Here is a 19,007-nt window from a genome sequence, read left to right as displayed (position 1 = left end):
GTTAGTAGAGTGCGCGTAGCTCTTCTGTGATGTCTGCTTCGAGTTCCTCGACGAACTCCTCGGCTTCGTCGTCCGGCGTGGTGCCGATACGATTCAGCCGCGGCAGCGAGTCGACGTCGGTGATTTCCTCGACCGGAACACCGGCTTCGAGTGCGTCGAATGCCTCGTCGTTGAATGTCTTGATTGCGCCGAGCATCTGGTAGGTTTTCTCCGGTGGACAGTAGCGGTCCACATCGTGCAGCGCGTTCTGCTGGAGCCACGCCTCCTTCAGGAAGCGAGCCACCTCGAGGGTGAGTTGCTGGTCCTCCGGCAGCGCGTCCTTCCCGACGAGCTGGACAATCTCCTGCAGTTCACCCTCCTCGTCGAGCACGTCAATCGCCCACTGGCGCTGTTCTGGCCAGTCGTCAGCGACGTTCTCCTTGAACCACGGGTCAAGCTGGTCGCGGTACAGCGAGTAGGATTCGTCCCAGTTGATCGCCGGGAAGTGTCGTCGCTCGGCCAGGTCGGCGTCCAGCGCCCAGAACGTCTTGACAATCCGCAGCGTGTTCTGGGTGACTGGCTCCGAGAAGTCCCCGCCCGGCGGCGAGACAGCACCGATGGCTGAGACCGACCCCTCGGTCCCGTTGATGTTCTCGAAGTAACCGGCTCGCTCGTAGAACTCGCTGAGACGGGCGGCCAGATATGCTGGGTAACCCTCCTCACCGGGCATTTCTTCGAGTCGGCTCGAAATCTCTCGCATGGCCTCTGCCCACCGTGAGGTGGAGTCGGCCATCAGCGCCACGTCGTAGCCCATGTCGCGGTAGTGCTCTGCGATGGTGATTCCCGTGTAGACACAGGACTCACGCGCCGCGACAGGCATGTTCGACGTGTTGGCGATGAGGCAGGTCCGGGCCATCAGTGCGTTGCCGGTCTGTGGGTCCGGCAGGTCCGGGAAGTCGTCGATGACCTCGGTCATCTCGTTGCCACGCTCGCCACAGCCAATGTAGACGACGATATCGGCGTCTGCGAACTTCGCGAGTGACTGCTGTGCAACGGTCTTGCCCGAGCCGAACGGCCCAGGAATCGCGGCCGTCCCGCCTTTTGCGAGCGGGAACAGCCCGTCGAGAATTCGCTGCCCAGAGGTCAGCGGTTCGGTCGGCGTCTGTTTCTCTTCGGTCGGCCGAGCCTCTCGAACCGGCCACTCCTGACGCATCTGAATCTCGTCTCCGGTTTCGAGTTCGGCAACTGTCTGTTCGACGTTGAACTCGCCAGACTCGATTGAGACGACCTCTGCGGTTTCGTCTTCTTCGAGGGTTCCCGGCGGAACCATCACCTTGTGGTCGATACTCGGCGTCTCCGGCACAGAGCCGACGATGTCGCCGTTACCGACTTCGTCACCTTCCTCGACTTCTGGGGTGAAATCCCACGTTTTCTCGAGGTCGATACCCGGCGCGTCGACCCCACGGTCGAGGAATGCAGAGTTCATTTTCTCCTCGAGGACATCGAGCGGGCGCTGGACACCATCGTAGATGGAGTCGAGCATGCCCGGTCCGAGGTCCACGGAGAGTGGCGCACCCGTCGATTCGACAGGTTCACCCGGAGCAACCCCGGAAGTCTCCTCGTACACCTGAATTGTGGTCAGGTTCCCTTCGATTTCGATAACTTCGCCCATCAGCCCCTCGTTGCCGACGTAGACGACGTCGTTCATCCGCGCTTCCAGATCGACCGCGGTCACGACAGGGCCACTTACGCTTTCGATGATGCCGTCTTCACGGACATCGGATTCTGTTGCTTTACTCATTGTTGTCTTCGTCCATCAGGTCGATTCCGATTGCTCGTTTGATCTGTTCGCGCAATCCACTGCTGCCTGCACCGCCGCCCAGTGTCACCACAACTGGTTCGACACTCGTCTCGACGTCCTGTCGAACTCCTCGGGAGAGGTAATCCAGGTCTCCGTCGTGCATCACGACGATTCCGACGCCATCGTCTGCCAATGTCTCCTCGACTGCGGCATCGAGCTTCTCAGACTTGTCGTCTTCGGGGATGTTCTGGAACTTGCGGACGCCGGCGAGGCGAAAGCCAGTGGTGAAATCAGGACTGCCGATAACTGCGATTTCCTGGCTCATATTACCACCAACTCCTCTTCGATTTCCTCGACCGAGAGACCAACCTCCCGGCCCCGGGCGATTGCCCGGACATTCTCGATTTCTCGCTCCTTGGCGAGAATGTACGACAGCGCCGAGCAGATCGACACTGGGTGTGAGTGCGACAGCGTGTCCGAGTATTCGAGCAGTGCAGCGTCCAGCGCCTGCTCGAACGCACTCAGACTCTGTGCCGACTCCAGCTCCGCGAGGCCAGCCGACAGTTCGTCACCGTAGGAACTGTCTCGGATGTACTCGACCAGGTCATCGAAGCTGCCAACCAGTTGTCGGAGCTGCCCTTCTTTGAACAGTTTGCCGCCGTCGATGTAGTACTCCTCGGGGTCCAGGTCCGTGCCGGTCCGGGAGAGCCGCAGTGCGTTGCGGATATTCCGGAAGTCGATTTCGGCCTGCAGGACCTCGACGTACAGTCCTTTCGGGCTGTACTGGTTGAGGGTAACCATGTTCACGTCGTCGAGCAGGTGCTCGTAGAACGTCTTGTCAATCGCGTTTTCCAGCGGGACGAGCACGCTCTGCTCCTCGAACTCCTCGTACGCCAGTTCCAGCCCCTCCTCGAATATCGTGCCGTCGAGTAACTCGACAATTTCTTCGATAGAACCAGCGTTTGCCAGCGAGTTCAGCAGTTGGTCGTCGAACTCGCCGGCACGGATAAAGTCGCCTTCGATGTCGTCGGGACTGGTTCCGGAATAGACACCACGAATCGCCGTCTTGGCGTTCCAAGCGTCGAATTTCCGGAGGTAGTTTGCGATCAGTGCGTGGAGTTCGCCGTCCGCCCACTCGAGCATGTCCTCGAAGTGTTTGGCGAGGTTCCGGTTGAGCGCAAATTCGATCAGGTCGACACCGCTGTGGCGAGCACCGAGGTCGTTCATCTCTGCCTCGTACTCGGTCTCTTCCATGTAGCGGGCGATCTCACCCGTGCCCATCCGGACGAGTTTGCGGTAATCCTCCTCGGCGAACAGCGCAGCTCGGCGTGAGCGGACGCGGGCATTCACGTACTCGGGGTTGGAGCTACCAGTCGCGCTCATTGCTCGAACAGTCGGTCGCTGATTTCACGGAGGTTGTTCTCCCAGACTTCGTCGAGGATCGAATCAAACGTATTTTTGACCCGGACGCGGGACTGCTCGCTGTCGGCGACGACGCCGCCGAGACAGTCGTACTCGCCAGCGTACTCGTAGCCGTCGTAGTCTTCGAGCAGGTCTTCGAGTAGCTCCTGGTCGTCGGCACGGCCGTAGACTTCGACAGACTCGCCGTCGTCGAACTCCTCGGCAGTTGCCTCCAGGAGCACTGCGGTCAGTTCCTCGCGCTCGTCGCCCGAGAGCTCTGCAACGTCCTGCTCGATGTCCGACCGAACGGACTGCAGGACATCCCGACGTGCCTCCAGTCGAGCCTGCTTGGCTTCGAGTTTCGCACTCGAGAGTTTCTGTTCGCGCTCCTGCTCGATTGTCCGATCTGCGTCGGCGAGAATCTCCTCGCGGATCTCCTCGGCGTCGGACTCGGCGTCGGCGAGAATCTCGTCTGCCTCAGCCTCCGCTTCGTCGCGGATTTCGTCCGCACGCGCGCGGGCCTGTTCTCTGATGTCCTCGACAACTGTATCCAGACTCATAGGTGAATAAGGGGGGTGTGAGCCGTTAACCCACGATGAAGATGGTCACGAACGCGATAATAATCAGCGTCTCAGGAATTGCCGTGAAGATCAGTCCCGAGACGAGATTGTCGCTGTCCTCTGCGACGGCACCTACTGCAGCGGATCCTATTCCGCGCTGTGCGTAGCCGGTTGCGAGTGCAGCTAGTCCGACTGCGATTGCTGCGGCTGACTGTGGTGCAAGTCCTCCTCCTGTACTTAGTGCAACGCTTAGGGGTTCAATCATTGGTATGTGTTGGGGGTTGTGTTATTAGTCCGATGTGTGCGTTCGTTCGTGTCCGAACGGTTCATACTTCTTGCCACCGCCTTCATAAAACTTCTCAAAGAACTCGAAGTATTCGAGCCTGACAGCCTGTATCGCGGCGGTTCCTCCGATTGCTAACACGACGGCATGACCGATGAGATACACCGGCAAGCCGAGGATTGCACCCTCCAGTCCGAGTTGGAACGGACCGAGCGGAAATGTGCTACCCATGTTCGCCAGCCCGCCGAAGACAACCTCGCCGTGTTTCGGCGTGTAGCCGGGTTCGTAGGTGTGCATGAAGTGGAACCCTTCCGAATCTCGGTACGCGCCGAAGTACAGGAGATTGACCGCCAGCGCCATCCCTGCCTTCGCCAGCAGGACTGCTGCCAGCCGCGTGTACGACAGTGTGTGGGCGAGCGGAACGAGGAACTCGACAACCTCGTACCACGGCCCGGTAATGATGATGACGATACCGAGAGCGAACAGTGCGAGGCCAACGATGCCCGCAATCGCCGGGAAGCCCTCGAAGCCGAATCCGAGCGGTCCAGTCGCGAACAGCGCTTCACTGCCGACCAAGAAGCCAGGTTTCGCGCCCGAGAACAGGTCACTGAAGATGAAGACCCAGAGTCCGTTCAGCATCAGCAGCCACGAGCCGACCTCGACAACGGCCGGTTTCGCGCCGTGGATGGTCCACTCCTCGACGAAGTTGAAGATGTAGCCCAGATTCAGGTGGAGCCAGCCGGCGACCACCGAGACCAACAGCCACGTAATCGCCCACGCAGTCGAGTCGATTCCCTTCTTGAGCACCGGCTCCATCCCCATCTGTTCGATGAAGTGCAGGCCGAGTATCTCACCGTAGAGGAAGCCAAACAGCGTCGTCAATAATCCGAGCCAGACGACGACGGCGCCGAAATCAGACAGCGCCTTGCTGTCGAATTTTCGGTAGACTGCGTAGCCGATGAAGACGTACAGCAGCCCGTAGCCCACGTCGCCAATCATGAACCCGAAGAACAGCGGGAAGGTCAGAAACAGCGTAATCGTCGGGTCGAACTCCGAGTATTTCGGCTGGTTGACCGCCCGTGTCAGAATCTCGAAGGGGTTGACGAGCTTCGAGTTTTGCTGGACGACCGGCGGGTCGTCCTCGACGGTAACGAGGTCACCATCGGATTTGCCACCGTCAGCCATCACCTCTGGTTCGGAATCGTCTTCGTCCGCAATCGGCTGTCCGCCATCAGTTGCGGCTTCCTCCTCGTGAACTTCCTCTTCGGAGTGGCCGCTGGCGTCGGTGTACTTCGCGCGCTTGATCTCCGAGACTTCGAGCTGGTCGCCAACCTTGGAGTCGAAGGTCTGCCGCAGCGCCTCGACTTTCTCCGTCGGAATCCAGCCCTCGACGATGAACGAGTGGTCCGTCGTCGCGAAGCGCAGCGGCGCTTCGGTCTTCTGGGCCTCGATTGTGAGTTCTTCTTCCAGCGCCAGCAGGAAGTTCCCGGAGTTGATCTTGATGGATTCGAGTTCGTTGTCGATTTTCTCCAGTTCTGCTTCGACCTGTTTGCGCTCTTCTTGCAGGTCGGCGACGTTACTCTGTGGGTCGCCGTCGACTTCCGGAACTTCGTAGGCCGTGAACGGAACACCGACGAGCGCGTCGTCGAGGTCGTCGTCGGCGTCATCTTCGGAGTAGCCGAAGACAGCCACGCTGTTCGACTCGTCGCCGGTGAAGACGTCGAAGGCTGCGATGTGCTCGGCCGCTTCGAGTGACTCCGCGATAGCCTCGCCGTCACCTTCGCCAACGACGACATCTAGAGAGTCGTAGCCCCACAGCAGGTCCAGGTCCAGCCCGAGATCTGCGAACAGCTCCATCTGGTCGAGCTGTTCGTCGATTTCGCGGCGTCGGTCCTCGAGGTTGTCCTGTCGGTCGTCGAGGTCGTTGACCTGTGTGCGAATCTCTTCGAGCTGTTCGTCGGCGTTGGTCAGGTCGACCGCCGCGTCGGTGTTGACCTCGTCGCCGTCGAGGTCGAGACTGTTTGCGAGTGCCCGGACCGTGACCAGTTTGCTGGACGTTTCGTCAGCGCCTTCCAGCGAGTCACCGGGCTCGAAGCCGTCCCACGAGCCGTCGTAGTCGGTGATGTGGACGAGGTTCAGTTGGTGCATCGTCTCGATGGCGTCGCTCATAACGCGTTTGGAGCCAGCCACCGAGACCTTCGACATTTGCTCAGGTCTGAGCATGAATCGCCTCCTTGAACTGTTCCAGTGTATACTCCGTGACGTCGTCGATGCGGCCCTCAGCCTTCGATTCGAGTTCCTCACGGGCCTGTTCGCCTTCGTCGAGAATCTCCGCACGAGCCTCTTCGATCTCCTCGCGTGCGTCCTCGATCCGCGTTTCAGCCTCCTGCTCGGCCTCCTCGCGGGCCTCCTGGCGGATCTGCTCGGCCTCTTCCCGAGCCTCCTGGAGCCGTGTGTCGGCCTCCTGTTCGGCCTCTGCGATCAGTTCGTCGGCCTCTGCCTCGGACTCTTTGATTTCCCGTAGTACCTTCTGGTCAGGCATTCCTCAATCATCCGTGTCTTGTATGAATGCGTATTTGGTTGTTGCGGATCGGTTCCGACGAGCAACTCCCTGTGAGCGGGTAGTTCCTGCTGGTCTCAGTACACTGCCGGTCAGTTTCTCCCCCGACTCCAACGCAACTGAGCGGTCATCCGCCACCACCGGGAATTACGCTGGCGCCTGCACCGGGTCGCGTGCGAACCGTCCGCAACGAGCAAGTCTCCGCTGTAGCCGAATACATACTTAAAGACTCGACCGATTTTGTCCGGGGTGCCTCTCGGCCAATGAGAAGGGTATCCAGGGCCTGGGAACCTGCTGGCCGGATTTTATACATGGATATACAACGACAGTATGTGAGCACCAATGACTGAAGGAAATCCACAAAACCGTCGAACCGTACTCAAAGCCGCGGGTGTCGGTGGCACAATGTCTGTTGCAGGCTGTCTCAATAACGCAGTCAATGACGACTCTACCGCCAAGCCTGCAGACAACCAGACGGAATCGAACGGTACATCCCCAGCGAAGTCGGTCGACACGGACCGAGTTGCTGCCGACCCGACGGAACTGCCGGACCCCGTCGACTGGAATAGTCCTCGCCACCACGAGGTGGAGATGACCACCCTCGAACAGACGGCAGAAATCGAGCCCGGAGTGACCTTCGACTACATGACCTTCGACGGCCGTATCCCCGGCCCGATGGTCCGTGTCCGCCAAGATGACACGGTCACCGTCTCACTCACCAACGACGAGTCTAACGCGATGCCCCACAACGTCGACTTCCACGCCGTCTACGGTCCGGGCGGTGGTGCATCAGCATCGACGGTGCAGCCTGGTGAGACGGAGACATTCAAGTTCAAGGCCAAATACCCTGGTGTGTTCGTCTACCACTGTGCGGTCCCGAACCTCGACTACCACATCAGCTCCGGGATGTACGGCGCGATTCTGGTCGAACCGAAAGACGGCTTGCCCGAAGTCGACCGCGAACTCTACTTCGGCCAGCACGAAATCTACACGGACAGCCCAGCAGGTGAGAAGGGCCACCACAAGTTCGACTTCGAAGCGATGAAGTCCGAAGACCCGACCTACACCTGCCTCAACGGCGAAGCCTACGCCATCACGAGCGACGGCTACGGGCCAGTCAACGTCGACAAAGGCGAACGGATCAGGATATTCCACGCCAACGGTGGACCGAACCTCACCAGTTCGTGGCACGCCATCGGCAACGTCTGGGAGACGTTCTACCGCGACGGTGCGGTGGCCTCCGAGCCGGACCACTACGTCGAAACCGCACCAGTGGTCCCAGGGAGTGTCGCAATCGCCGAAATCGACACCCCAGTTCCAGAGCCGATCAAGCTGGTCGACCACGCACTGACGCGAGTCGCACGGGAGGGCCTACTGGGTATCATCAATGTGGAGGGTGAACCCGAACCCGAGATCTTCGACCCAGACCCGGCCTGACGTAACGCGCTGACTCGTGGGGAGTCGCGATTAAAATATACAGTGTTTTTCTCTTCCCCTCGTTCCGGTTACGCTGTACTTAATTTGGGGCGAATAGTTTACTGTATACGCCTCACTTATAAACCCTGCCACCGAGTGCTACCAAACCTTAAAGTGATTAATCTGAGTGGTCACTTGTGACATGGTGGACGAACCAAGCCGACCAGCAGAGACACGGCGGAACGTACTGAAGTATCTCGGTGCAGCGATAGGGATTGGGGGAATTGCGAGCCAGACGGAGTTCGATCCGTTCGCGCATCCAGTTGCAGCGTTACAGAGTGACGGCTCCTTCCAGACGGAGGAGCGCGTAATCGAGTCCTTCGACGGAACTGAACTCGACACGACGTTTTACAATCCAGACGCAGATGGACCGCATCCGGCGATGCTGATGACTCACGGATGGGGTGGGGACAAGCGTCAGTTGCAACCACTCGCGGAGGTGTACGCAAGCAATGGATTTGTCGTGCTGGCATACACCTCTCGTGGATTCGGAAAGACTGAGGAGAGTGATGGTTCGGGGGGACAGGTGAACTCGACCAGCGATCTCGAACGCAGAGACGCCAGCGCACTCATCGACTATCTTGCGCAGCAGGACGCCGTGATGACCGACAGCGAGACCAATCCACGCATCGGAATGGACGGCGTCTCGTACGGTGGGGGGATTCAGTTGCGTACCGCGGCGAATGACGACCGCCTCGACGCGATCGTGCCGCGAGCAACGTGGTACAACCTCGCAGAGGCGCTGGAGATAAACGGCGTTCTCAAGACTGGGTGGCTCAGAGCGCTCGATCTCGGAGCGAATCGGGCCCCACCAACTGGCGATGTCGCTCCGGAAGTCAACCAGAAATCGCAGGCGATTCTGGACCGTGGATACATGACCGAGGAAGACATCGAATTTTACCGCTCTCGGTCGCCGATAAATTACGGCGAAATCGATACGCCAGCGCTGCTCATTCCGGAGTGGACCGACCAACTGTTCCCGATGAATCAGGGGGTTGGAAACTTCCGGAAAATCCAGGACAGTGGTGCCGACACGACACTTATCGCTGGGCAGGACGGCACACACATCCTCGGCCAGGGAGACAATTACCCGCCGGGGTCGGGCCTCTCACGGCAGTTCGTCGGCCGGCAGGCGCTCGCCTGGATGAACGCACACCTCAAAGGCGACGGCAACCACGGACTCTCGACGTACCACTACTTCGACGCCGAAGCCGCCGCGGACGCCGAACAACCAGCCGACGCGTTCATGGCCGCCGACCAGTTCCCGCCGTACGAGCGCAAGTCGCTGTCGTATGCTATGGATGAGACAGTCGAACTCACTGGTGGAGACGCAAACGTGGCGACCATCGACCGAGAAATCAGCGAGGAAACGGAGGTCAACGGGCTCCCGCAGGTGACTGTCGAAGCGACCCCAACCGGCGATGGACCGAGTCACCTCTTCTTTGCTGTCCAGCGCGTCCGCGAGGGCGAAGCGACGACGCTCAAACAGCAAGTCACCCCCTATCGGCTCGAAGCCGAGGAGACGATCGAACTCGACCTCTCGGGCGTGCAGGGCCGATTCCAGTCCGGCGATACGCTCCGGCTGGCGATGAGTGCCCGGGCAGGTCCGCTGAGCAACGCCGACGTGTCGACAGTCTTCGGCGGGAACCTCTACCTGAACACGCCAGAGGGCTCGGGTGTCGAGATTAGCGAGGGGACAGAGGTTACACTGTCGATGCCGGCGAGCCAGCCGTTGCCCGAGGGACAGGATATGGGTGACGGTGAGATGGACGACGGCGACGACGGTTCCGACGATGGTTCTGACGACGGGAGCAGCGATATGGATGGCGGCGAAAACACGGACGGGAGCGAAAGCGGCGACGGTGAGAGCAGTGACGACGGCTCGGAGAGTTCAGACGACGGCGGTCCCGGCTTCGGTATCCCGGCCGCACTCGGTGGGGCAGGTGGGCTCAGTTACCTCCTCAAGCAGCGGCTGGACGGCGCGAGTCCGGACGGCGAGCAGTTCGAAACGGAGGCTGACGACTGAGAACGCAGGCGCTCACCACCGGCGGGCAAACCCGCAATCCGGAGAATTATATCCACAGAGTCCAATAGTTACGTAATGGGCGTACTGGAAGATAAGGCGCGAGCACGCACCTTCTACAAGTATCTCTCGCAGGTCTACGACCGGATCAACCCGTTCATCTGGAACGAAGAAATGCGAGACGAGGCGATTAGCTGGCTCGACATTGGACCAGAGGACCGCGTACTCGATATTGGCTGTGGCACCGGCTTTGCCACCGAAGGGCTGTTACAGAAGACCGAACACATCTACGGACTGGACCAGAGCCCTCACCAACTGTCGAAAGCATTCGGGAAATTTGGCAAGCGAGGCCCAGTTCGATTCCATATGGGCGACGCCGAACGACTCCCCTTCGCCGACGATAGTTTCGATGTCGTCTGGTCCTCAGGCTCGATCGAGTACTGGCCGAACCCGGTTGCCGCACTGCGGGAGTGTCGCCGGGTGGGCAAGCCCGGCAGCAAAGTTCTGATCGTCGGGCCGGATTACCCGAACAATACGGTGTTCCAGAAAGTGGCCGACGCCATCATGCTATTTTACGACGAAGAAGAGGCTGACCGGATGTTCCGCGAGGCCGGATTCGAGGAATTTGAACACCGAATCCAGCAGGCCAGCGCGAACAGTCCTCCTGCGATCACGACCATCGCAACAATTCCCGAGTGACGCGTCTGACGCAAGTGCGACACCGGGAGACATCCTTTTAGGGTTGGGCCACAGAGTTTAACCATGGTCGAGGGGTCAGGCGACGACTCGAGCGACGGGGGCCGGGCAGACGAAGGGAGGATACTCACCCCGAACGAACTCGATATCACCGAAAGTGAGCACGTCGAGGAGATTGACGACGGCCGATTCGTCGTCTCACCCGACGCACGGACAGGCAGCGATACCCCCGCTGGCGATGGGGCTGGTCAGGGGACGCCACAGCGCGGCAACCCACCGAGCGGTGGCGGGGGAGGCCGCGACACCGCCCGGTCTGGGGGCGGACAGGCGGGCAATCAGCCGCCGGCTGGCGGCAACGCTGGAAGAGGTGCGCCTGCGAACCAGAGACAACAAAACACCCAACCCAGCGCACAGGGTGGCCGAGGCCAACTCTCCGAGGAGGACGTTCGGCGCTGGCTCCGCCAAAAATACGAGCAAAGTAACTCGAAATACGCCTTCGACGTGACGGCGCAGTTCGACGGCACCGTCAGCCAGCGCCGACTCGCCTCGAACGACCTGATTACCGTGTTCGAGAGTCTGATGCTCTGGTACGGTCAGCAAGTCGACAGCAACATGCCAGTCGAGGAAGTGCTCGGTATCCTGCTGATGGAATCGAACGTTCCGATTCGGTACCCGCCAGAGAGCGTCGAGACCCTCATCAAATCCACTGGCCTCGGCCCGGACGATACCATCGCCGACCTGCTCGAAGCAGTCCGAGACGACGACGGCGTCAAACTGTGACAGAGCGGTTGTTTCTGCCGATTTAATTAGTATCAACGCCGATAATTAACGGGAAGCATTTATTTGGATGTTCGGGGAATGAATGAGTGAGCAGAATATGGCAAAAGTACTGATTGCCGACGACTCCGAGTTCATGCGAAACCTCCTCCGCGAAATCTTAGAAGAGAACCATACCATCGTCGGGGAGGTCGAAAACGGTGTCGAGGCCGTCGAGGTGTTCAAAGAGGAGCAGCCAGACCTGGTCATGATGGACATTGTGATGCCAATTCGGGACGGGATCGAAGCGACTGACGAGATCAAAAATACCGACCCGAGCGCGAATGTCATCATGTGTACGAGTGTCGGCCAGGAAGAGAAAATGAAAGAAGCCGTCAAAGCAGGTGCTGACGGGTATATTACGAAACCCTTCCAGAAGCCAAGCGTGATGGAAGCAATTCAGGACGTCGTCCCAACGTAGCAATGAAAGTCGATGTTCAGTCGCTCGATACGTTCAATCAATTAGCCCACGAGGGCGCTCAAGAAGCGACGGCGTCGATGGCCCAGATGACGGGCATCGACGCGACAGTCGACGTGACCAAAATCTCGCTGATTGACCGAAGTGATATCGGCGAGGAACTCGGAACCGGCACCTTCGTCGGCGTCGAGTTTGGATTCGAGGGTGCGTTGAGCGGTGAAACCGTTCTCATCTTCGAGCAGGGCCAAAGCGAGGAAATCGTCGACGCAATGATGCCCGGTGCGTCGACGGACGATAGCATGGGTCAATCTGCGGTCCAGGAGATTGGGAACATCATGATGAGTGGCTTCATCGACGGCTGGGCAGAACATCTCGGCGCCACCATCGACCACACCCCGCCGGGATACGTCGAGGGAGACAGTGCTGCGATTTTGCCCGACGGCCCGGAAACCAGCGAACACGACCAAGTGTTCGTCTTCCGCAGCGAGATTACCTGGGAAGGTGAGAGTGTGAGTTTCTTCATCTACATGTTGCCCGAGTACGAACCGATGGCGGAACTCATGGCCGAACACGCCGAGACAGGGGCAGACGCCATCCCAATCGAAAAGCTGGCCGTGTTCAACCAGATGACCCAGCAAGGGACCGAACGGGCAGCCGAAAACGTCGAACAGATGTCTGGAATCGAGACCGAAGCAGAGGTTTCCCAGATATCGTTCGTCCCCATCGAGGACGTGCCACGGCAGTTCGGCGAGGAGACGTACGTGGGCACCGCCGTCGAGTTTACCGGTGCGCCGAGTGGCTTCTTGCTCGTGTTGTTTGACGAACAGTCTGCCGTGACGGTTGCGGAAGCACTGATGCCCATGGAGATGGACAGTGACGAACTGACCGAACAACACAAGATGGCCATCGAAGAACTGGGTAACATTATGACCAGCGGCTTCGTCGACGGGTGGGCAAACGTGCTTCAGCAATCCGTCGACCATACGCCCCCACGGTTAGTCCACGACATGGGACGAGCCATTATCGACCCACTGGCGGCCCAGCTCGGGCAGCACCAACGCCACGCCTTCGTCATCGACTCGAAGATGAAAACTGACGAAGTCGAATTCGAGAGTGAGATTCACGCACTGCCCAACGAGCAGGAACTGCGAGAAGCACTCGACGAGCTAGATGTCGAACGAGCAGACCAGACCGACGCAGACGCTGGTCAGATATTCTGAACATGAAAGTCTACGACGGGAGCCAAACCGAGCAAGCAACCGACGCCCAACCGGAGCGAATCAAAGTTGGGATTGCCGAGTACGAAGTGGCGACTGACACAGCCGAACTGACGACGAGCGGACTCGGCTCCTGCGTTGGCGTGGCGCTGTATCACGAGCAGACGAACATCGCAGGACTGATTCACGTCATGCTTCCCGTCTCCGACGAAATGGAAGATGGAAAGCCTGCGAAGTTCGCAGACACAGGAACGAAACTGCTTATCGAGGAGATGGACGCCGCAGGCGCACGACCGGGCGAACTGGAAGCGAAGATTGCGGGGGGTAGCGACATGCTCGACTTCTCCGAAGGCGGTTCTGGGATTGGCGACCGCAACATCACCACGGTCAAAGAAACGCTGTCGGACGCTGGAATTCCAATTGTAGGTGAAGATGTCGGTGGTGACCACGGCCGGTCACTCAGTATCGAAACCGAAACCGGTGACCTGCTGGTCAAAAGCGCGAACCGCGACGACCAGCGACTCTGAGTGGACTGCGCCTGCGTCAGACGGCTGACAGACAACAGCTCTCATGCCAACAGTTCGTAGCCGCGAACGGCTGCGCGCTCTTTATTTCGAGTTTGGCACGTAAGTTTCACCAACTTAGTTTTGAAACAAAATGAATATTATCAATTGCGATACCAGAAACAATACATTCAAGAGCGTAAGTCCGGACCTATGTGTATGATGAGTAGGTCAGACAGCGCGACAACTAGCTCTCTGTCCGCCCGCAGCCGGCAGGCCCTGGGGTTGGCTTGCTTACGGGCGCCAGAGCTCCGGCGCCCGGGGTGGTCAGGATGAGTATTCGTGATATGGTCGACTCGATTATGGCCGACGAGGACGAAGAAGAGAACCTCGACGGCGGTGACGACCTCGGCGGCGGTGGCGGCGGCCTGATGGGAGAAGAGAGCGGCGGAATGGACGGCGGTGGTGGTGACGACGACCTCGGTGGGCTCGGTGACCTCGACGACGGCGGTGACGATTTGGGCGGATTGGACGACGGCTTCGATGACATGGAGGGTGGCGACGAGATGGCCGGCGGCGGTGGCGGCAATGTCGACGAACTCGAACACCGACTCGACGAACTCGAAAACGAAGTTGGCAGCCTTTCTTCGACAGTCAATACCGTTCGCAACGAGAACGAGCAAATTTCCAACAGCGTCGAAGAAGTCGAAGAGAACGTCCGCAAACTGCTCGACATCTACGAGATGGTGACCCGTGGTGTCAATCCATTCGCCGACGAGATGGGTGGCGGCGAGATGGGTGGCGGTCAGATGGACGCCCAGGACGGTTCCTTTGGCCTGTTCGCCGACGACGAAGAGCAAGAAGAGGAAAGTGTCGACGAGGATATCGCCGACGCCGACGCTGAGGGCTTTTTCGACGACGACCTCGTCGAAGAAGGAGAAGAAGATGACTTCGGTGGGATGGACGAGGACCTCGAGGACACGTCCGAGGAGTCTGCCGACGACGGCGGCGGGACCTCTTTCGAAGACCTCAAAGACGAGTACGAATCCGGAGAAGCCGACTGGGACGAAGAAGAAGACCTCGACGACGACGGTGGCTTCGAGGAGGTTGATGACGACTTCGACGACGGTGGCTTCGAGGAGGTTGATGACGACTTTGACGACGGTGGCTTCGAGGAGGTTGCCAAATCGGACGCAGAAGTCGAGGGGACCGACGAGTTCGACGAGACGGATGATGACCTCGGCGACGATGACCTCTTCGACGAAACTGTCGAGGAGGCACCAGCCCAAGCGACGACCGAACAAACGCAACCGACCACGACAGAAACAGTCGAGACGACGACCCAGTCCACGCAGACGCCCGAGAGCGGGTCCCGTAGCGACGGAAAACCCTACATCGCGACGCTTCCGGACGGATTCGCTGCGGACCTGATCGTCGTCGAGTGGCTCGAATTCCTTGTCTCCGAGGCCGGTATTCGCGAAACCTCGAAGGCGCTGAACTACTACGAATCAGTCGGCTGGATTAGCGAGGACGTTGCAACGGCGATGGACGAGTATCTCCGTGGCCTTCAGGATACTGGCCGCGGTTCGCTCGTGATCGACCACCACAAACAGAGCCTCGAATTCATCAATCAGCTCAACGGAAACGTCTCCACTGCTGGACTCGAAACGATTGGAGGACGCAAGCGCTAACACATGGGGTTCAGCGTCAGTGGTGCTACAGCCCTGCTGTTTGTCGCCCTGTTGATCTCGTTCGGCACGTTCTACACAGCCACGATGGGAGCGATGGACCAGATTCAGGAGGCTGAAGTCGACACACAGGAGGAAAACATCGAGACGCTGAATACCGAGATTGAGTTGGGAACGGCAGTGTACAACACAACTAAGGATCCGAGCGAGTTGACGATCACCGCGAACAACACCGGCGCAGAGCCGTTACAACCGTCAAAGCTGTCGTTGTTGATTAACGGAACGTTCGTCAGTTTCGGGGCAGAGAATCTGACGCTGAGTAACCCAAGCGGAGAAGATCTCTGGGTGCCACAACAGCAACTGACACTGACGTTCAACGGCAACGACCCCGACTTGCCTGACTCGTTCGATGTGGGAGACACGGTCAAACTTGTTACCCAGACAGAAATCGCCGATACAGTGACCATCACAGAGGTGAACTAACAGTGGCAAGTGTTTCAGTCTCACAGTTGATTCTGTTTATCGCAGCGATGCTCGTTGCCGCGTCCGTTGCGGGACTGCTGACATCGACTGTCAACGATATCGGCGACGCGATCGAAGACCAGGGACTGGCGACCAGCGACGACATCAGGTCTGACATCACGATTATCAACGACGCCGGCGCGACAGCGGTCAACGACAGTAACGTCACCCTATACGTCAAGAATACTGGCAGTTCAGATTTATCGACACGACCTGAAGATATTGATATCCTCATAAATGGCCAATTTGTGACAGGAGTTGGCTCGGGCCGGATCAGCCTGCTCGATGGCGCACAGATCTGGAGTGAGGGTGACGTCCTCAGAATCGTCGTCGACGTGTCATCTGTTAATATCGATCCCGGAGAGAATCGGGCACAGGTCGTCGTTGGCGGTGGCGAAGATGTCTTTATCTGGGAAGAGCCAGCGTAGTGGCGACCGGTTGTTATATATTTCAGCGCATTCAAGAGCCGCTTGTATGAGTAGCGAGGCAGATTCAGAGGCAGAAGAGAGCCCGGAAAACGAAGAGAATGAGGAGACGGCGGGAGACGTTGGAACAGCATCGTCAGGCGGAGCAACACCAATCGGCGTGAAACTCGGGAGCACCCGAACCGTGATTGCCCTTCCCTCGGAGCACGGTTCTGGGCTCCGGACGATCCAGACGCTCACCTGTCTGGCAGAGTACGAAGACCCACTGACCGGCGAGACGAAATATCTCTACGGTGAGGAAGCCGCGACGGAGTACCCCGACAAGGTGCAGTACATGCTTCGCTCGGGTCTCCCAGAGGACGAGGACCGCGCCGAACTCACCAAACAGTTTTTCAACTCGGTCATCGAGTCACACGATATTCCCGAAGACAGCGTCGTCGTCTACGCTGTTCCGACGATCAACAACCCGGCGGGAATCGAGAACCTGCGTGAGGTCATCGAACAGAGCGCAATCGGTAACCAGCTCATCGAGAGTTACCCCGAGTCGCTGTGTGGCGCAATTCCGGCCGTCGGCAACGAACTGGAAGCTGTCGAAGAGATTTTCGTCGCACTAAACCTTGGTTCGACGAATCTCGAAGCATCCGCCTACCGCCGCGGTGAACAGCTCTCGCCGTTCCGAACCGGGGCAACGACCGGAAACGAAGTTGACCGCGCCATCGCCAACTACGTCGAAGAGGAAACTCAGGGCCGAGTCAACATCGACACCAACACTGCCCGAGAGTACAAAGAACAGCACGCCGACTTCGTGGACTTCGAGCCCTTCACGGACATCATCCAGCAGCCCGGTGGTGGCCGCCACGAGTTCACCATCGAATGGTCTGTCATGGAGGCCGTCGACGAGTATCTGGACGAGGTTGTCGACGAGTTCGCTAACACCTTCCTCTCACAGTTGGCCAGCGACCACATGAAGGTTTACCAGCTTGCCCTCGACCAGCCTGTCGTGCTCACCGGCGGGATGGCCTGCATCCCCGGCGTTGTCGAAGAATTCGAGGAGCGCGCCAGCGAAGAACTGGGTCGAGAGATCGACGCCATCGCCCCGGACAGAGCAGACCTCTCAGCGACCATCGGCGCACAGCGAATCGCAGCCCGCCTCGCCAGCAACCTGTAACGACAGCGCGTTTCTGGTTTGCTGTCTGTTCTGACGATACTGTAGGTTAGTGTCAATTGTGATGCTGGAGACGGTACATTCAAGAGTGTCATCCGTCATAGTTGTACTATGAATACGACTGTCCTCGAGAGTATCCTGCAGTTACTGCAGCAGGATCTGACGGCGACCGTCGCGGTCGCTGTGGGGCTGGCGGTCGTGCTGGCCGTACTTGCCCGGGTACTTTGGGGCGCAGTCCTGACCGACGAACCCACCGCTGAACCGATCAGTGACGGTGGCACAACCAGCTTTGCCAACGCTGAAGCCACGCAGGACCCAGCCAAAGCGACCGAGGAGAGCGACGAAGAACTCGAACACCGACTCGACGAACTCGAAACCGAAGTCGACAGCCTCTCTTCGACGGTCAAGACTGTCCGCAACGAAAACGAGCAAATTTCAGAGAGTGTGCAGGATATCGAAGCGAACACCGGACGGCTGCTGAACCTCTACAAGATGGCGACTCGCGGGGCCAATCCCTTCGCGAACGACGCGTCCGAAGAGCCTGACTCGGCTGCGGTCAGACACGACCAGACAGACGAGGAGTTCTCGAAAGAAGACGAGATCGAAGAAATCGAAACTGAGGTCGCTGACGACAGCGCGACAGAGCTGTTCGACAGCCCTGACGCAGAGATTCGAGAGGAACACTGTGTCGACAGCGTCGAGGAAGTCGTCGCCTCCGGCAACGAGCCAGAAGACGCCTTCCAGCGCAAGAAACAGGCCGAACGGTCGGAACCGGACGAGTCTGGGACCGAGGAGAGTATCGACGACGAGTTCGAGGCAGTTTTCGAGACGAAAACGCCCGTCGAGACGGACACCGAAGACGGAGCGCAGTTTGGGACTGAAGAAATGATCGACACAGACGGACGGGCGACACAGGCCGCCAGCGATGGTGGGCAGTTGCTCGAACCGACCGACGCTGACGTGTCGACACCGGACACGACAACGTCGACAGAGAGTGCCGTCGAATCTGGGCCAGAACCGGACACTGAGCCGGTTTTATCGTTCGAGATGGACGAAGCGCCGACCGAGGCGGCGAGCACGTCTGAGCCGTCCACGGAGGAGTCGGAGATGTCCCCAGCAGTCGCCCCGGGCACGGAATCTCCGACTGGGAGCCCAGAGGTTGGCGACGGCAAACCGTACGTCGAGTCGCTTCCTGAAAATATCTCGACGGAACTGATGACTGTCGAGTGGTTGGAGTATCTCGTCGAGGAGGTCGGCATTCGCGGAACTGTTCGCGCACTCGAGTACTACGAGACGATTGGCTGGTTGACCGAGGAGGCAGTCGAGGAACTGGACGAGTATCTCGCCGCCTTCGAGGAGCCAGACCAGGAGGAACTCTCGGTCGAACACCACCTCCGGAGCCTCGATTACGTCGAGGAACTCCAGCACGCAAGCGAAGAGTAAGCTGAAGCTCACTCAACAGACCGGTATTCGA

19 protein-coding genes are annotated in these 19,007 nt (G+C 59.0%); 12 read left to right on the top strand and 7 right to left on the bottom strand.

Features of this window, described 5'->3' with window-relative positions:
* Position 1: 1 nt before the first annotated feature.
* The 7 genes from ACMGFM_RS01955 to ahaH are packed head-to-tail and all read right to left on the bottom strand — an operon-like array spanning position 2 to position 6,566.
* On the bottom strand, positions 2 to 1,780 hold the full coding sequence (locus ACMGFM_RS01955) for a V-type ATP synthase subunit A (protein ID WP_436900645.1): 1,779 nt from the start codon (positions 1,778 to 1,780) through the stop codon (positions 2 to 4).
* Positions 1,773 to 2,105, bottom strand: a complete 333-nt coding sequence (locus ACMGFM_RS01950) for a V-type ATP synthase subunit F (RefSeq protein ID WP_436900643.1) — start codon at positions 2,103 to 2,105, stop codon at positions 1,773 to 1,775. Before ACMGFM_RS01950 ends, ACMGFM_RS01955 begins: the two co-directional genes overlap by 8 nt.
* A complete protein-coding gene (locus ACMGFM_RS01945; protein ID WP_436900642.1) occupies positions 2,102 to 3,163 on the bottom strand; it encodes a V-type ATP synthase subunit C in 1,062 nt (353 codons plus the stop codon). Before ACMGFM_RS01945 ends, ACMGFM_RS01950 begins: the two co-directional genes overlap by 4 nt.
* Entirely contained in the window at positions 3,160 to 3,741 is a 582-nt protein-coding gene (locus ACMGFM_RS01940) for a V-type ATP synthase subunit E (RefSeq protein WP_436900641.1), read from the bottom strand. The genes ACMGFM_RS01945 and ACMGFM_RS01940 overlap by 4 nt, the downstream gene beginning before the upstream one ends.
* Before the next feature lie 25 nt (positions 3,742 to 3,766).
* Complete coding sequence (locus ACMGFM_RS01935; protein ID WP_436900640.1) at positions 3,767 to 4,006, bottom strand: ATP synthase subunit C-like protein; 240 nt, start codon at positions 4,004 to 4,006, stop codon at positions 3,767 to 3,769.
* A gap of 24 nt (positions 4,007 to 4,030) precedes the next feature.
* Positions 4,031 to 6,247: a V-type ATP synthase subunit I gene (locus ACMGFM_RS01930; protein ID WP_436900639.1), complete on the bottom strand. Its 2,217-nt coding sequence runs from the start codon at positions 6,245 to 6,247 to the stop codon at positions 4,031 to 4,033.
* The gene (ahaH, locus tag ACMGFM_RS01925) at positions 6,234 to 6,566 is read right to left on the bottom strand and encodes an ATP synthase archaeal subunit H (protein WP_436900638.1); all 333 of its coding nucleotides are present in this window, start codon (positions 6,564 to 6,566) and stop codon (positions 6,234 to 6,236) included. The genes ACMGFM_RS01930 and ahaH overlap by 14 nt, the downstream gene beginning before the upstream one ends.
* Positions 6,567 to 6,926: 360 nt before the next feature.
* Here ahaH and nirK point away from each other — a divergent pair, with 360 nt between their 5' ends.
* From nirK to ACMGFM_RS01865, 12 genes are all read left to right on the top strand, one after another.
* Entirely contained in the window at positions 6,927 to 8,021 is a 1,095-nt protein-coding gene (gene nirK, locus ACMGFM_RS01920) for a copper-containing nitrite reductase (RefSeq protein WP_436900637.1), read from the top strand.
* Between the two features lie 181 nt (positions 8,022 to 8,202).
* The gene (locus ACMGFM_RS01915; protein ID WP_436900636.1) at positions 8,203 to 10,086 is read left to right on the top strand and encodes an alpha/beta hydrolase family protein; all 1,884 of its coding nucleotides are present in this window, start codon (positions 8,203 to 8,205) and stop codon (positions 10,084 to 10,086) included.
* Positions 10,087 to 10,161: 75 nt separating this feature from the next.
* The gene (locus ACMGFM_RS01910; protein ID WP_436900634.1) at positions 10,162 to 10,782 is read left to right on the top strand and encodes a methyltransferase domain-containing protein; all 621 of its coding nucleotides are present in this window, start codon (positions 10,162 to 10,164) and stop codon (positions 10,780 to 10,782) included.
* A 63-nt stretch (positions 10,783 to 10,845) separates the two neighbouring features.
* Positions 10,846 to 11,559, top strand: coding sequence for a DUF7500 family protein (locus ACMGFM_RS01905; RefSeq protein WP_436900632.1), 714 nt, complete (start codon positions 10,846 to 10,848; stop codon positions 11,557 to 11,559).
* Positions 11,560 to 11,656: 97 nt separating this feature from the next.
* Positions 11,657 to 12,016: a chemotaxis protein CheY gene (cheY, locus tag ACMGFM_RS01900; protein ID WP_436901726.1), complete on the top strand. Its 360-nt coding sequence runs from the start codon at positions 11,657 to 11,659 to the stop codon at positions 12,014 to 12,016.
* Positions 12,017 to 12,018: 2 nt separating this feature from the next.
* Positions 12,019 to 13,233, top strand: coding sequence for a chemotaxis protein CheC (locus tag ACMGFM_RS01895; protein WP_436900631.1), 1,215 nt, complete (start codon positions 12,019 to 12,021; stop codon positions 13,231 to 13,233).
* 2 nt (positions 13,234 to 13,235) lie between these two features.
* Positions 13,236 to 13,757 carry a chemotaxis protein CheD gene (locus ACMGFM_RS01890; RefSeq protein ID WP_436900630.1) on the top strand — a complete coding sequence of 174 codons (522 nt, stop codon included), beginning with the start codon at positions 13,236 to 13,238 and terminating at the stop codon, positions 13,755 to 13,757.
* A 308-nt stretch (positions 13,758 to 14,065) separates the two neighbouring features.
* On the top strand, positions 14,066 to 15,424 hold the full coding sequence (locus ACMGFM_RS01885; RefSeq protein WP_436900629.1) for a FlaD/FlaE family flagellar protein: 1,359 nt from the start codon (positions 14,066 to 14,068) through the stop codon (positions 15,422 to 15,424).
* Positions 15,425 to 15,427: 3 nt separating this feature from the next.
* Positions 15,428 to 15,904 carry an archaellum stator protein ArlF gene (arlF, locus tag ACMGFM_RS01880; protein WP_436900627.1) on the top strand — a complete coding sequence of 159 codons (477 nt, stop codon included), beginning with the start codon at positions 15,428 to 15,430 and terminating at the stop codon, positions 15,902 to 15,904.
* A gap of 2 nt (positions 15,905 to 15,906) precedes the next feature.
* Complete coding sequence (arlG, locus tag ACMGFM_RS01875; protein ID WP_436900626.1) at positions 15,907 to 16,371, top strand: archaellum stator protein ArlG; 465 nt, start codon at positions 15,907 to 15,909, stop codon at positions 16,369 to 16,371.
* Positions 16,372 to 16,417: 46 nt separating this feature from the next.
* Complete coding sequence (locus tag ACMGFM_RS01870; protein WP_436900624.1) at positions 16,418 to 17,536, top strand: actin-like salactin; 1,119 nt, start codon at positions 16,418 to 16,420, stop codon at positions 17,534 to 17,536.
* A gap of 108 nt (positions 17,537 to 17,644) precedes the next feature.
* Complete coding sequence (locus ACMGFM_RS01865; RefSeq protein ID WP_436900623.1) at positions 17,645 to 18,976, top strand: FlaD/FlaE family flagellar protein; 1,332 nt, start codon at positions 17,645 to 17,647, stop codon at positions 18,974 to 18,976.
* Positions 18,977 to 19,007 lie beyond the last annotated feature (31 nt).

The organism is Halovenus halobia (assembly GCF_051414135.1).
GTDB lineage: Archaea > Halobacteriota > Halobacteria > Halobacteriales > Haloarculaceae > Halovenus > Halovenus halobia.
This window is presented reverse-complemented; position numbering and strand designations above follow the sequence as displayed.

Coding starts and splice junctions, on each gene's coding strand:
- ACMGFM_RS01950 (WP_436900643.1), bottom strand. CDS start 2,105: ATGAGCCAGGAAATCGCAGTTATCGGCAGTCCTGATTTCACCACTGGC.
- ACMGFM_RS01930 (WP_436900639.1), bottom strand. CDS start 6,247: ATGCTCAGACCTGAGCAAATGTCGAAGGTCTCGGTGGCTGGCTCCAAA.
- ACMGFM_RS01945 (WP_436900642.1), bottom strand. CDS start 3,163: ATGAGCGCGACTGGTAGCTCCAACCCCGAGTACGTGAATGCCCGCGTC.
- ACMGFM_RS01910 (WP_436900634.1), top strand. CDS start 10,162: ATGGGCGTACTGGAAGATAAGGCGCGAGCACGCACCTTCTACAAGTAT.
- ahaH (WP_436900638.1), bottom strand. CDS start 6,566: ATGCCTGACCAGAAGGTACTACGGGAAATCAAAGAGTCCGAGGCAGAG.
- ACMGFM_RS01885 (WP_436900629.1), top strand. CDS start 14,066: ATGAGTATTCGTGATATGGTCGACTCGATTATGGCCGACGAGGACGAA.
- ACMGFM_RS01935 (WP_436900640.1), bottom strand. CDS start 4,006: ATGATTGAACCCCTAAGCGTTGCACTAAGTACAGGAGGAGGACTTGCA.
- nirK (WP_436900637.1), top strand. CDS start 6,927: ATGACTGAAGGAAATCCACAAAACCGTCGAACCGTACTCAAAGCCGCG.
- ACMGFM_RS01865 (WP_436900623.1), top strand. CDS start 17,645: ATGAATACGACTGTCCTCGAGAGTATCCTGCAGTTACTGCAGCAGGAT.
- arlF (WP_436900627.1), top strand. CDS start 15,428: ATGGGGTTCAGCGTCAGTGGTGCTACAGCCCTGCTGTTTGTCGCCCTG.
- ACMGFM_RS01870 (WP_436900624.1), top strand. CDS start 16,418: ATGAGTAGCGAGGCAGATTCAGAGGCAGAAGAGAGCCCGGAAAACGAA.
- cheY (WP_436901726.1), top strand. CDS start 11,657: ATGGCAAAAGTACTGATTGCCGACGACTCCGAGTTCATGCGAAACCTC.
- ACMGFM_RS01895 (WP_436900631.1), top strand. CDS start 12,019: ATGAAAGTCGATGTTCAGTCGCTCGATACGTTCAATCAATTAGCCCAC.
- ACMGFM_RS01905 (WP_436900632.1), top strand. CDS start 10,846: ATGGTCGAGGGGTCAGGCGACGACTCGAGCGACGGGGGCCGGGCAGAC.
- ACMGFM_RS01915 (WP_436900636.1), top strand. CDS start 8,203: ATGGTGGACGAACCAAGCCGACCAGCAGAGACACGGCGGAACGTACTG.
- ACMGFM_RS01955 (WP_436900645.1), bottom strand. CDS start 1,780: ATGAGTAAAGCAACAGAATCCGATGTCCGTGAAGACGGCATCATCGAA.
- ACMGFM_RS01890 (WP_436900630.1), top strand. CDS start 13,236: ATGAAAGTCTACGACGGGAGCCAAACCGAGCAAGCAACCGACGCCCAA.
- ACMGFM_RS01940 (WP_436900641.1), bottom strand. CDS start 3,741: ATGAGTCTGGATACAGTTGTCGAGGACATCAGAGAACAGGCCCGCGCG.